Source organism: Nostoc sp. 'Peltigera membranacea cyanobiont' 213, from assembly GCF_002245975.1.
In the GTDB taxonomy this organism is placed as follows: Bacteria; Cyanobacteriota; Cyanobacteriia; order Cyanobacteriales; family Nostocaceae; genus Nostoc.
Genome location: NZ_NOLI01000008.1, coordinates 16,802 through 30,662 on the forward strand (window position 1 = coordinate 16,802; position 13,861 = coordinate 30,662).

Consider the following 13,861-nt stretch of genomic DNA (forward strand, 5'->3'; position numbering starts at 1 on the left):
TTATAATTCTTCGGCATTACCTACCAGAACACAAGGAGCGATCGCTCTTCATGACTTTCTGATTAGTCTGCAAATAATCATGCAGCAAATTGCAACCCCGTGCCAGTAACTTTTCCAGTTGGATATCTGCCAAATTTTGGAAGATTACTGTGCCGTTACCACTACCCGCAGCCAGAGTCTTACCATCATGACTGAAACTGACGCTGGTTAACTCAGCTTCATAGCCTTTCAAAGCAATCAGCAATGTCCCTTCTCGGTTCCAAATCCTCACTTTGTCATCACTGCTGGCGGCTAAAGTCTTACCATCGGGGCTAAAACTCACACTGATGAAACTGTCGCCATCTCCCGCGAGAGTATTTAGCAAATCACCGTCCCGACTCCAAAGTTTGACGGTGCTATCAATACTAACTGAAGCAATTACTTGACTATCTGGCGACCAAGCAACTCCATTTACCCGGCGGCTATGACCAGTTAAATTGTATAGTAATTTACCCTCTATACTCCATATTTTTACGGTTCTGTCATCACTAGCTGAGGCTAGCAATTTACCATCGGGGCTAAAACTTACCCAATTTACCGCATCTTGATGTCCTTGCAAGGTGTTGAGTAGTTTACCGTCTCGACTCCAAAGCTTTACTGTTTTATCTTTACTAGCCGAGGCAATTATTTGACTATTAGGCGACCAAGCTACACCTAAAACGGTATCATTATGACCCTGTAAGGTGTTGAGCAGTTGACCTTCAACACTCCAAAGCTTCACTGTTTGATCTTTACTAGCCGAGGCGATCGCTTTACCATCGGGGCTGAAACTAACTCCCCAAACTTGACCTTGATGCCCTGTGAATGTACGGAGTAGTTTACCGTCTCGACTGAAGAGTTTTACAGTTTTGTCTCGACTTGCTGCTGCTAAGGTGCGATCGCTTGGACTGAAACTGATGCTAGTTATCCAGTCATCATTATCGGCTTTGGGCTTTCGCAGTAACACATCATCCCAATGCCAGAGTTTAATAGTTTTGTCCCGACTTGCAGAAGCTAGGGTGCGACCATCTGGGCTAAAACTGACGCTGTTAACCCAATTATTATGTCCCTTCAGGGTTCCTAATAGTACACCTTCAAAACTCCAAAGTTTGATTGTCTCGTCGGTACTTGCGGAAGCGATGGTGTTACCATCACGGCTAAAACTAACGCTGGTAACTCCAGCACTATGACCTGATAAGGTTCGCAGTAGTTTACCCTCCAGATTCCATAGTTTGATTGTCTGGTCTAAACTAGTAGAAGCGATCGCTCGACCATCGGGCGACCAAGCGACACTCAAAACCGCATCATTATGTCCCTGTAAGGTTTTGAGCAGTTTACCATCTCGACTCCACAATTTCACCGTCTTGTCAGAACTCCCGGAAGCAATGGTTTGACCATCGGTTGACCAAGCGACACTCAAAACTGCACTGTTATGTCCCTGCAAGGTTTTGAGTAATTTACCATCCCGACTCCACAGTTTTAATGTCTTGTCTGTACTCGCTGAGGCAATAATCTGTCCATCTGGGCTAAAACTGACACTATTCACTACACCCTGATGCCCTAAGAGAGTAACAAGCAGTTGACCCTCTCGACTCCAAAGCTTCACCGTTTTGTCTTGACTGGCGGAAGCGATAATTTGACCATCTGGACTGAAACTGACGCTATTAACGACATCTTCATGTCCCGACAAGGTTTTAACCAAGCTACCATCAGGATGCCAAAGTTTAATTGTAGTGTCGGCGCTGGCTGAGGCAATTAAAGAGGTGTCAGGACTAAATGTAACACTATTTACTCCCGATATATGCCCTTCTAAGCGGTTATATTCTCTCAACCCAGAAACTGCTTGATAAAGTGCCGTTTGTACTTCTTCTTTTGTATAGGAATCTACCCAGACTGTCTGTTGTAATTTTTTCCCTGCCTTTAAACCTTCTTTTAAAGCATCAATACCTTTTTGCGAGGCAAAGAGGGCTTCACTCGATGCACTAAGAGTTTTAATTTCGCTATCTACTGCTGTCACTATGGAAATACTTAATCCTAATATAGCGAGAACAGAAGCAGTCAGGGCAATTTTCAAGGAACGATTTAATTGAGCTTCACTAAGTCTTTGTCTCTTTTGACTTTCTGCAAGTTTAGCTGTTAATTCTTTTTCTTTTAGTTCCGCTCGTAATTGCTCAATTTGTAACTGACTCAATTCTTCCCGCTTGTGTAATTCTCGCAGTTCTGTTAATAAGTCTAATCCTTGTTGGGGATGAGTATCTGCCAATTTGAAGCGCTGCTTTTTTTGGCTAAGTTCGCTTTTAAGTCGCTCAATTTCAGCCTTACTTTGTTCTACTTTATAGCGCAACTGATTTAGTTGTACCTGTAAACTCGATTCCTGTTGTTGCAGGTAGCGAATCAAGTCTACTAAATAATCGTGAATCAGTTGATAGCGTTCGGGTACATCAGGGAATAGTACCACCAAACCAGAGCTAACTAAAATATCTAATACTAACTCTAATTTACCAGCATCTTCTAACTCTGCTAGCTGCGCCGCCAATTCAGCACGAGTTTTAAACGGTCGATTGTTACCTTCATCTGTTAATAAATATAAAACGAGTAATGCGGCTCGTTCATTTTCCGGCCCGCAGTCTTTAATCAGTTCCTTAAGATATCGTTCAATAAGTTTGTTGGGTCTATATGGCTGATATTCTTCTAATGTAGTAATGCGCTCATCTTGAATTTGCGCTCCCACAACTTGCAATTCAATAGGGCGGACTTCACCAAATTCTGTGGATAAATCTTCGACTAAGGCATCAATTAAAGCAGGTTCTAAATTAAACTGCGATCGCTCGGTCAATTTTCGGATAATTGCTTTGGCATATTCTGGCGAAAAGTTATTTAACTGGTAGCGAATATGCTTATCGAGAATATTATTATTAATCGCTTCCAGTGCCGAAAGATGTTTAAAATCTAATAACCGATGTAAATAATCTTCTCGCAAGGAAAGGATAACTTTGACAAAGGGGATATTTAGGCAATCACTAATAAATTTATCAAATTCTTGCTTCTGCTTGCGATCGCTATAACCAAAGAAAAACTCTTCAAATTGGTCAAAAATTAAAACTGTGATCAGATGATTGTCAGCATTTTGTTTGAGTTGTTGTAAAATTGTCACAATTGCGATGGGTGTGCCAGAGTAAGGCAGAGCCTCCAGTTCAATAGCTGCTTCTGGCTTAATATCAGCGTAGATGGCAAGGGATGCGTCACTAGACATCGCCTCACTTAAAGATTTCCCTAATTCCCGCGCCCAATCGGTATAAACTTGCAATACCACAGGTATAGCTATTTGGTCGCCAATGGCTCGATTTTGCAGGGCTGGAACTAAACCCGCCGTCACGGTGGAACTCTTACCCACACCCGATTGACCGTGAATCACTGTCAGCTTTTGATCGGCGCGGCTAATTCTGCCAATTAAGTTATTAATATCACGTTCCCGACCAGAAGCTGCAATTTCTAAAGCAACGCTACTACTCCCAGATGGTGCCATCAATGCTGGGTTTGTCGCCTGTCTTTGCGGTTGCAAACGCCCCGCACCAATAAAAGCCCGAAAACCATACTGCTGCTCGACAGAACGCCGTTTTTGGCGAATGTAATAGGCTTCTAAATAGCGACCTTCTTCAAAATATAGCGATCGCAGTTTCCGCAATAAGCGAATATAACGATGGGCATCGTATTGATGGGAACTGTTTTCTAAGGCTGCTGGTAGTTCTTTTGTTGCCTTTTCTAAATATTCACGAGCAATTACTAGTTCACTTAAATTTCGCTGTGCTTTCGCCAACACTAAATAGTAAACTTGCCCCAGCAATAATGGAAATAAGCAGTTATAAGGGTCATTTTGCTTTTGGGCTTCAGCTAATTTTAGCAGTGATACGTGTGCTAAAATACTCGCCTGTACCCACCGCGACTGCTGCACAGCGACTTGCGCCAGAAAACCGTAGTCACAAGCTAATTGAATTTGACTACCATAAGTTTGATGCAACTCCAAAGACTTTTGAGCAACTGTCTGCAACTCTTCCCAGTCTTGCAGATATTGCAAAACCTCAGCAAGTTGACCAATAAATCCCGCAACTATATCTAAACGCCCAGCCACCTGCAAGATATTCAAGCATTGCTGAAAATAAGATTTTGCTGTGAACCAATGACGACGGCTTTCTGTTTGATTTTGCTCTGCTAAACGGCAATAACATAGCCCAATATAAAACAGCAAAATTCCCTGTCGCAACAGTAGCAAAGATGGGGGAGATGGAGGCGTAGACGAAGAAAATACCCCCTCATCCCCCTCATCGCCCCCTGCTCTCCTCGCTCCCCCGGCTTCTTCATTCTCTTTTTTGGCCAGATTTTGCCAAACTAGCAAGCTTTGCTGAAAATGCCTTAAAGCTGCATTGATGCGATCGCTAATATAATTATCTAGACCGAAAATAAATTCTAAACTAGCGTATAATTCTGGCTCTAAGGTAATACCACGCTCGTGCAACTCTCTGATGGCAAAGTGGAGTTCATAGCTATGTTTCCAGACTTGCTCGACAGTAGAATAATGCTCTATAACTTGAGGGATTTGTTGTTGTCCAGCATCGGTTGTTAACACCGTGGCAAACAAAGAGTTAGTTTCCTGTTGCAAAAATTGCAACAGTGATTGAGTTGTCATCTCAAACTGAATCGGTGTAGCCGCCCAGCTAGCAAAATCTGGTGCTAAACGGACTACCTTTTGCAACACTTCCTCATTCACCCACAAAATCATTGGGAATGGGTGGCGTTTGCGAAATTCATCCCGAATATGATTGATAGACCTCAGTAGATCGTCGATGCCATCTACTGATTCTAAACCCAAAATCATCAACGCCGATGGCGGATTATCTTGGGTTAGCAGTTGTAAATGAATACTTGTGTAAAGGCTTCTAGCATTATGGGGCAGAATTACCTTTTGGATTTGGTGTACTCCTGAAGAGAGTTTTTCGAGTCGTTGCAGCATAAGTTCTTGCAAAACCCGATAATTGCAGCACACCAAAACCAGGGAAAATTGACCGCTAGAAAGGGCAATTGCTCTCCCCAAACTCCGTAAAGCCCGCTCATTAGCTGCTCTTATATCTGCTTGTGGGTGTCGTTCAACCATGATTTAAATTTTTCCGTCTCTGCTAAAACTGGGTTGACGGCAAACCAAGCTCCCTGATGATCGCGATATTCAAATACAAATAAACTTCGCAATAGGGTGTGGTACTCTATATCACCTCTCACCCGTTGCTGTTGCACCACCTGGAAGATTAGTTCCCACTCATGAGGATCGATCGCATTAGCTCGGTAATCTCGCTGTCTTTGAATCACCAAATCGACACACTCCCGATCAAAAGGTGGATCTTGTTCTCGCAGACAGTCAAACAGTAACCCTAGCAAGTCGCGGACATGACCACCACTAATTAAGCACAAGCGATCTAAGGTTTCCAGACTATCAAACACTTCTGTAATTAAGCCTAACCGATCGCTAGGTAAAATGTCTGGAAAAGCTCTAGCTAGTACCATTTGCCGTAATAATGTTAGCCCTTGAGGAAAAATCTCGCCAGAGCGCAGACGTACAGGGATCATTGGTAAGACTTTTGGTGCGACTCCTCCCCCCAAACGATGTTGAAGTTCGGCGCTATCGTTGGAGAAAGTCAGGGCTAAGGGGATAGTGTAGACTACGTGACAATTTAGTTTGCGTAACTGTTCGCCCCGTTCAATAAATAAATATTCTGGCAGCGATCGCCCCGATGGTAAAGGTCGAATTGCGACTCTATCCAAGTTATCAACAATAACCACCAGACCTTTTTTACCTCTGGTTTTCAGTTGCTTGTTAGCAGGTTCTAGCAATTCTTGATTAATTGACTGTAAAATATTTGCTGTTCGCGGTTCTAGATAATCCCTTAAGCGCCGCCGTAATTGTGGGCTTTCTTTAGCTTTAGCTGTAATTTTGCCAATCCCCACAGATAACTCTGCTTCTACCCCAAGTTCAATTGGGGTGTGCAAGAAATCCACAAGTTCTGCAAACAATTTGGTAAAATAAGCAGGTTTGAGCCTGATTTTCATGGCTTCTAGGCTTTCACTCACCTGACCGGCGATCGCCAATAAAATATCAGTCACATCCACATCTGCCATTTCTAAGACATGGGTAGACTCAAAATAAACTACATGAAATTGCTGCACTTCTAACTCAGCTTGGAGCCGCAACAACTCTGTTGATTTTCCACAGCCGAGATGTCCAGTAAATAGCTGACAGGTGGGAATATCTGGCGAGATTCGAGCGATCGTGCGCTGCAAAGCTTCGATGATTTTACCACCCCGCACCGCAGCAAAATCGATATAGTACCTGCGATCGCCGGGGTTTCCTATAATTAGAGGTCTGCTCGGATTGCAAGCCTGATAAAATCTTTCTAAATCTAGGAGCATGACTAATCAAGTTCACTCAAGAATGGGGATAGCAAAATTTACTAAATAAATATATTGATTTTAGGGAATTTATGCTTTACTTTCATCTAACTACTAACTAAACTAGCAGCATTTCGGATAATTGTTTATATCCACGTTAGATGTAGAACATAGTAATGATTTTATTTAAAGTAAGCAGAAATACTCCTATAAGTACAAATAGCAAAAATCTCTAACCTTAAATAAGGTACTCTTATGAATATTAAAAATATCCAACACAAAAAAAGGTACTGTTAGGTACAATTTTGTCGCTCTCTTGAACCTATCATCAGCTTGAGTTATTAACGAGCTTCTGTTAATTTTGCGATCGAATAATCTCCAATCCTTACATAATCAGACTTTTAACAAAAATGTTGCTTAAGTCAACTTCCCTTCGGAGTTAATTTTTGACTAGATTCTGCTTTTCTTGACAAAAATCATGATTTTGTTGATAAAAATCATGATTTTGTTCGCAACAGCCTTTGTATTCAGAGTAACGACCCCTGAAGTATTGACAATCGGGAATCTACAACCCCATTGAGTATAAAATTATCTTGTCATGTAACCGATCGGGCAAAATATGCTTTAGCACCGCTCCGAGTTTGGCATCTTGTCCAACAAGATAGCGCGTCTTGGGTTGCTTTGCAGTCAGCGCATGAACAACAGTCTGAGCGACAATATCCGCAGAAATTCCCTTAGATGCGAGAACCTGCATTTTTTTGCGGACAATATTCATCGCTTGACCGTAGAGATTCTGTGCCGATTGTGGTAGGTCGTATTGTGCTACTTCAGATTGACTTAAAGACTTTTCCCAGATTGGAGTAGCAATAGAACCAGGTTCAATAATTGAAACCGAGATTCCCCAAGGTCGTAACTCCATCCGCATCACATCAGAGAGTGCTTCTAAGGCAAATTTGGAAGCATTGTAAGCTCCTAGAAACGGTGTAGGACTCCTACCTGCAATGGAACCCATATTGATAATTCGACCCCGACTTTGGCGTAAAAGACCAAGAAATGCTTGTGTTACGGCTAATTGTCCGGTGACATTAACCTGCATCTGGTATTGAAATTCTGCGATCGCTAATAATTCTAAAGGCCCAGGCACAGCAATTCCCGCATTATTCACCAAACCTAAAATTCCAGTACCACCGACTGCATTTGTTACCCGATCGACAGCAGCTGCGATCGATTCAGCGTCAGTAACATCTAAAAAAATCGGAATGAGTCTTGGCGATCCTTTCTGTTTTAGTGTTTGAGCATCAATCTCTTGACGCACCCCAGCAAAAACAGAGAAGCCCAACTGGTCTAAAAGCAAAGCACACGCTTGACCAATTCCTGTTGATGCTCCCGTAACCACGACTGTACCTTGATTTGCTACAACCATTAATTTTCTTTTTTTATGATGGGACTGCCGTAATTACAAATTACCAATTAGTATCAAAGCCGCCTTTGGCAGCAAAGCATGAGGGAAGTCTCTCCCGTGAAGTCAACAGGTTTGATTAAACAAGGACGTATCTTTATCTCCTGCCTCCTTGCGATCAATCTTTGCAAGTACCAAACCGAAGACAATCTTCAGTTTGGTCATCTCTAGCCGATATTTGCCACGGCAATATGCGTGAGTCGGCATTTGTCCTGTAAGCAATTAGAGCAGCTATTACGGGAAACTGGTCTTTGACAATTGTCACGTCACTACTATAAGTATTGCCTAGCTCAACATTGTATAAATAAACAGGCAATGCCATTAAGGCAATGCAAATTCTCCGGTTCATACCCAACCTCAGCTAAAAATTTCCGATTGCGCTATGTATGTATAGATGCCACCTTGATGAACCGGATTTTTAAAGCTGAGTATTATTTATGTTGATGTTGTGTGAATTTACTCAGCGTTACTAGTAGTGTATCAATTTCAAATTGATAGTTAGACAATCTCGTAGTAAGGATTTTAGCCCTTGTTTTTTAAACACCAAAGTGCTTACTACAAACCATCAAAACTAGTTAGACAGACTACTAGCCGCAGAGACGTGATTTATAAATTATCGGTTCCACCCTTTTTTAGGTTAGGCATTGCCTACAAGATGGCTTCCTACTAACTTATGCAGATGCAACCCCAAAAAACAGGACAAAAAACCCACAGCACCCAAAAACATATCTTGGTAGCTGCATTCCCCGGATAAAATAATGAAGAGTGCCGAGTTTAAAATTCTGAGTAAAAAATTTTGCTCATTATTCAGCACTCAGTTACAAATGTTGCCTACTAGCTGACTCATGCCGCCTTCACAAGACGTAGATACTATAAACGTTCCCAACATCGACCCAGAAGGATATGGCAACTCAGACACAGATCCTCTTGATGAGTTGCCAGGTGAAATCGAAATGTCCCTTTTCGACCACCTAGAAGAGTTGCGACAGCGCATTTTCTATTCACTGATTGCCGTAGCGGTAGGTATTAGTGCCTGTTTCTTTGCCGTTAAGCCAATTGTCCAGCTACTTGAGGTTCCAGCCCAAGGAGTAAAATTTCTCCAACTTGCACCCGGAGAATATTTCTTTGTCTCCATCAAGGTTGCAGCTTACACTGGCTTTGTACTTACTAGTCCTTTCATTCTTTACCAGATTATCCAATTTGTGCTTCCAGGATTGACTCGCCGCGAACGCCGTTTACTGGGGCCTGTGGTTTTGGGTTCGAGTGTGCTGTTTGGCGCTGGGTTAGTATTCGCCTATTTACTGCTTATCCCCGCAGCTTTGAAGTTTTTCATCAGCTACGGAGCAGATGTAGTCGAACAACTATGGTCAATTGATAAATATTTTGAATTTGTGCTGTTACTGCTATTCAGCACTGGTTTAGCATTTCAAATTCCCATCATCCAATTGTTGCTCGGTAATTTGAATATTGTCTCATCTGAACAGATGGTTTCTGGTTGGCGTTACGTGATTATGGGAGCAGTGGTTTTAGGAGCCGTGCTTACACCTTCTACTGACCCCCTAACTCAAAGTCTTTTAGCAGGAGCAGTTTTAGGGCTTTATTTCGGTGGTGTTGGACTGGTGAAGCTCACAGGTAAATAACATAGGGAATAGGGAAAAAGATTTTCACGCTGAGTTTTTGACCAAATGTTTATTAGCTATAGTGATTTTGAAAAAATCGAAATACATGTTGGCAAAGTCATCAAAGTTGAAGAGTTTCCTAATGCAAAAAAACCAGCTTATAAATTGTGGATAGATTTTGGCGATTTGGGCATTAAAAAATCTAGTGCCCAAATAACTAAACTTTATGACCAAGAGAAATTAATCAACAGATTAATATTAGCTGTTACTAACTTTCCACCTCGTCAAATAGCCAATTTTATCTCGGAAGTTTTAGTCCTGGGAGTCGTTTTAGACGATGGAGAAGTTGTATTAATTCAGCCAGATAGAGATGTAGCGGTGGGGAAAAGAGTTATGTAGCACATTATGGTATTTTTGGATAAAAGTACTGTAAATACTTCAGAAATTTAATTTATTAACATTAATGCAAGAGTAGGTCATAATATCCATTCCGAAGAGCGTTCGCCCAAATCGAGAGGAATGCTAACAGCTTTACCGAGCCGGGGGCGATCGCGTGTTTGAGTAATGAATGTTTGTACCTGTATTGACCCACCCAAGGCATGAAGATAATTAGCAATGCTGTCAAGATGCTCTTGGTACTCCGCCTCAGTCAAGGGAAAAGAAGCTTGCTCCACGTATTTCCACATGACTTGCAAAAATATCTTTCCCTGTGCCCGCCGGAACTGGACATCATAAGAATATCCCCACTTATCAAGCAACATCTGACGTAATTCCTGTCCTGTCATAGCTTTTCTCAATCAGATTTTACATTTAGTTATGATGTTAAGTTCCGTGACTCCAGTATGATAAGGATATAAAGAAATGTAATGCTAACAGAAAAGATGCTTGATATATCTTGGAACAAAGAAGTATGGCATCCTTGCGAGCGCTAGCATTTCGACTTAGACAAGAGTTCCTCAAGTACAAGTACTTTTGTCAAAATGCTTAACAAAATACACAAAGAGCGCGTAGATTATGGCTCAATTTTCTGAATCAGCAGACGTGCCCGATATGGGTCGTCGTCAGTTCATGAATCTGCTCACTTTTGGGACTGTCACTGGAGTAGCTCTGGGTGCATTGTATCCCGTTGTCAACTACTTTATTCCACCGGCTGCGGGTGGTGCAGGTGGCGGTGTAACAGCAAAAGATGAGCTAGGTAACAATGTTAGCGTCGCAAAATTTCTAGAAAACCGGAATGCAGGCGATCGCAACCTAGTCCAAGGACTTAAGGGAGATCCTACCTATATTGTGGTAGACAGCAAAGAGGCGATCAAAGATTACGGCATTAACGCCATCTGCACCCACTTAGGTTGTGTTGTCCCCTGGAACGTTGCCGAGAACAAATTTAAATGTCCTTGTCATGGTTCCCAGTATGACGAAACTGGTAAGGTTGTTCGGGGTCCTGCGCCTCTGTCTCTGCCTTTGGCCCATGCCAATGTAAGCGACGACAAAATCGTTTTGACCCCTTGGACTGAAACCGACTTCCGCACCGGTGATGCACCTTGGTGGGGTTAATAATTTTGTCCTTAGTCCTTAGTCACTCGTCCTTTGTTCAGGGCTTAATGACTAATGACTAATGACCAATGACTAATGACTAAATTCAATCGTTGCCCTTACTAGAGATGAGAAATGTTTTCTTAAGAGCGAGGTTAACTCGCAGTGCTAGAGCGATCGTCAAAACATTGCTCATTGCGATCGCTACCGTAACATTTTACTTGACCAGCGATCTAGCCCTTCCCCAATCAGCTGCTGCTTATCCTTTTTGGGCACAGCAAACCTATCCCGAAACCCCCCGCGAACCAACCGGGCGGATTGTTTGTGCCAACTGTCACTTAGCAGCCAAGCCAACAGAAGTGGAAGTTCCGCAATCGGTGCTACCTGACACTGTATTCAAAGCCGTGGTGAAAATCCCTTACGATCTTAGCGCCCAGCAAGTTGGTGCCGATGGTTCTAAGGTTGGCTTGAACGTCGGTGCTGTACTGATGCTACCTGAAGGCTTTAAGATTGCCCCCGAAGACCGTCTTTCCGAGGAACTTAAAGAAGAAATTGGCGACACTGCCTTCCAACCCTACAGCGAAGACAAAGAAAATATCGTCATCGTCGGTCCTTTACCTGGTGAACAGTATCAGGAAATCATCTTCCCAGTTCTTTCTCCCAACCCCGCAACCGACAAAAACATCCACTTCGGTAAATATTCAGTTCACGTAGGTGGTAATCGGGGACGCGGACAAGTTTATCCGACTGGCGAAAAAAGTAACAATGGTGTTTACAACGCTTCCGCTACTGGCACAATTACCAAGATTGCCAAAGAGGAAGATGGAGATGGTAACGTCAAATATCTAGTTAACATCCAACCTGAATCTGGTGATGTTGTCGTTGATACAGTTCCTTTAGGGCCAGACTTGCTTGTTTCTGAAGGGCAAGCAGTTAAGACTGGTGATGCTTTGACTAGCAACCCGAACGTTGGTGGATTCGGTCAAATAGATGCAGAAATCGTACTGCAAGATTCCTCTAGAGTCAAATGGATGATTGCATTCACCGCTCTTGTAATGTTGGCTCAAGTTATGCTTGTGCTGAAGAAGAAGCAGGTTGAGAAAGTTCAAGCTGCCGAGATGAATTTCTAAATTCTTTGCTAAATCATTACTTGTAGGACAGGCATCTTGCCTGTCTTTTTTAACAAGAGAGGCAGTTTAATACAGAGGAATACCGCTCTCTATTGAACTGCCGCGATCGTAGGCGAAGCTCAAGGTTTAATATCATGTCCGCTTGATTGCTTATTAAACCCGAAGAACCCTATACCTAATTTTTTGGTAAACTTTATGAACTCAATCATGGTTATTCATCCCTATAAGTTTGGCGAGATGTGGGTGTTTGACGATGACAAGGTAGGTCTAGTTCGAGAGCCTTTCGTGGCAGGGGCAGACGAAATTATCGAAAGAATGGTGGCACAGATTCCAGATGCAGAGTCAGGGTTCAGTTTGGTATTTGCAGCATCTCCATTTCCTGGCTATCAGATCGAGTTTGACTGGCGGCGTGAAGAATACGGAGGTAACTGGTATTACAGTGCAGATTTAGATCGGGAAGGATGGCTCTGCCCTGCTCTATTTAAGTATTTCGATGAAGCTCCCAAAAATTTTTACGCTCAGTTCAAAGCGAAAATAATTTATTGAAGAATTAAGTGTTTAAAAAATTTCCGTACTAGAATCTGGAGACACGACATGCATGGAACAGCCTTAGTTGTGGGCGCAAGTGGCATCATAGGCAGCTATCTTGCGCGGGAACTGATCGGTAATGGATGGACGACCTACGGGTTAGCCCGAAATATTAGAAACGAGGTGCAAGGGTTACGCCCTGTTGCTGCCGATCTGCTCGATCTAGCTAGCCTGAAAACTGCACTGTCAGCGATCGCCCCGACGCACATCTTCATCACAACGTGGATGCGTAATGCGACCGAGGCCGAGAATGTCAAGGTCAACGGCACGATGGTTCGCAATCTGCTAGATGTTCTGTCACCGAAAGACTCAGTGCAGCACGTCGCCCTCGTCACAGGACTCAAGCACTATCTCGGGCCATTCGATGCATACGCCAGGGGCGGAGCGCTGCCAGAAACTCCATTGCGTGAGGAGCATCCGCGGCTCAATGTCGAAAATTTCTATTATGCTCAGGAAGATGAGGTCTATGCAGCAGCCGCCCGTGACGGTTTCACCTGGAGCATTCATCGCCCTCACACTGTCATTGGAAAGGCGGTCGGCAATGCAATGAACCTCGGCACGACGCTGGCCGTGTATGCCGCGATTTGCAAGGAGACCGGACACCCGTTTCGCTGGCCAGGTTCTGAAGCGCAGTGGAAGGGCATCTCCGACATGACTGACGCACGGGTGCTAGCGAAGCACCTAGTCTGGGCGGCGATGACCGAAGCAGCCCACAACGAAGCGTTTAACGTCGTCAATGGCGACATCTTTCGCTGGATATGGTTGTGGGGGCGGCTGGCTGACTGGTTCGGCATCGAGCCTATCGGGTTTGACGGTACAACCCACCCGCTCGAAGCTGAAATGGCGAATAAAGATGCTCTCTGGCGCGAGATCGCAAAGCAGCATAGCCTCGCCGAGCCGGATATGAGCCGTCTGTCGTCTGCGTGGCACACCGATCTCGATCTTGGGCGTCCGATTGAGGTCATGACCGACATGTCGAAGAGCCGCAAACTCGGCTTCTCCATATACCAGAAAACAGACGAGTCGTTTTTCGACCTGTTCGAGCAACTACGTGCAGATCGGTTGATCCCGTAGAACCT

Annotated in this window: 11 protein-coding genes; 6 read left to right on the forward strand and 5 right to left on the reverse strand. The window is 43.6% G+C overall.

Translation table 11 applies throughout. The annotated features are described in order from the left end of the window. Positions 1–16: 16 nt before the first annotated feature. The 4 genes from CDG77_RS03840 to CDG77_RS03855 all read right to left on the reverse strand — a co-directional run bounded on the left by CDG77_RS03840 (position 17) and on the right by CDG77_RS03855 (position 8,261). The gene (locus CDG77_RS03840) at positions 17–5,167 is read right to left on the reverse strand and encodes an nSTAND1 domain-containing NTPase (protein ID WP_094328096.1); all 5,151 of its coding nucleotides are present in this window, start codon (positions 5,165–5,167) and stop codon (positions 17–19) included. After that, positions 5,137–6,474, reverse strand: coding sequence for a P-loop NTPase fold protein (locus CDG77_RS03845; RefSeq protein ID WP_094328097.1), 1,338 nt, complete (start codon positions 6,472–6,474; stop codon positions 5,137–5,139). Before CDG77_RS03845 ends, CDG77_RS03840 begins: the two co-directional genes overlap by 31 nt. A 544-nt stretch (positions 6,475–7,018) precedes the next feature. Then, positions 7,019–7,876: an SDR family NAD(P)-dependent oxidoreductase gene (locus CDG77_RS03850; RefSeq protein WP_094328098.1), complete on the reverse strand. Its 858-nt coding sequence runs from the start codon at positions 7,874–7,876 to the stop codon at positions 7,019–7,021. A 154-nt stretch (positions 7,877–8,030) separates the two neighbouring features. Beyond that, the gene (locus CDG77_RS03855) at positions 8,031–8,261 is read right to left on the reverse strand and encodes a hypothetical protein (RefSeq protein WP_094328099.1); all 231 of its coding nucleotides are present in this window, start codon (positions 8,259–8,261) and stop codon (positions 8,031–8,033) included. 496 nt (positions 8,262–8,757) lie between these two features. Between CDG77_RS03855 and tatC the strand changes: the two genes are divergently transcribed. After that, positions 8,758–9,552 carry a twin-arginine translocase subunit TatC gene (gene tatC, locus CDG77_RS03860; RefSeq protein WP_094328100.1) on the forward strand — a complete coding sequence of 265 codons (795 nt, stop codon included), beginning with the start codon at positions 8,758–8,760 and terminating at the stop codon, positions 9,550–9,552. Between the two features lie 45 nt (positions 9,553–9,597). After that, complete coding sequence (locus CDG77_RS03865; RefSeq protein ID WP_094328101.1) at positions 9,598–9,930, forward strand: tRNA-binding protein; 333 nt, start codon at positions 9,598–9,600, stop codon at positions 9,928–9,930. A gap of 77 nt (positions 9,931–10,007) precedes the next feature. On the opposite strand, the gene CDG77_RS03870 is transcribed toward CDG77_RS03865, so the two are convergent. Further along, positions 10,008–10,316 (reverse strand): DUF3067 family protein, encoded by a 309-nt coding sequence (locus CDG77_RS03870; RefSeq protein ID WP_094328102.1) that lies wholly within the window; start codon positions 10,314–10,316, stop codon positions 10,008–10,010. Between the two features lie 229 nt (positions 10,317–10,545). Between CDG77_RS03870 and petC the strand changes: the two genes are divergently transcribed. The 4 genes from petC to CDG77_RS03890 all read left to right on the forward strand — a co-directional run bounded on the left by petC (position 10,546) and on the right by CDG77_RS03890 (position 13,856). Further along, the gene (gene petC, locus CDG77_RS03875; protein ID WP_094328103.1) at positions 10,546–11,085 is read left to right on the forward strand and encodes a cytochrome b6-f complex iron-sulfur subunit; all 540 of its coding nucleotides are present in this window, start codon (positions 10,546–10,548) and stop codon (positions 11,083–11,085) included. Positions 11,086–11,192: 107 nt separating this feature from the next. After that, complete coding sequence (gene petA / locus CDG77_RS03880) at positions 11,193–12,194, forward strand: cytochrome f (RefSeq protein WP_094328104.1); 1,002 nt, start codon at positions 11,193–11,195, stop codon at positions 12,192–12,194. 195 nt (positions 12,195–12,389) lie between these two features. Further along, a complete protein-coding gene (locus CDG77_RS03885; RefSeq protein WP_094328105.1) occupies positions 12,390–12,740 on the forward strand; it encodes a DUF6717 family protein in 351 nt (116 codons plus the stop codon). Positions 12,741–12,788: 48 nt separating this feature from the next. Then, positions 12,789–13,856 carry an SDR family oxidoreductase gene (locus CDG77_RS03890; RefSeq protein ID WP_094328106.1) on the forward strand — a complete coding sequence of 356 codons (1,068 nt, stop codon included), beginning with the start codon at positions 12,789–12,791 and terminating at the stop codon, positions 13,854–13,856. Positions 13,857–13,861: the final 5 nt, after the last annotated feature.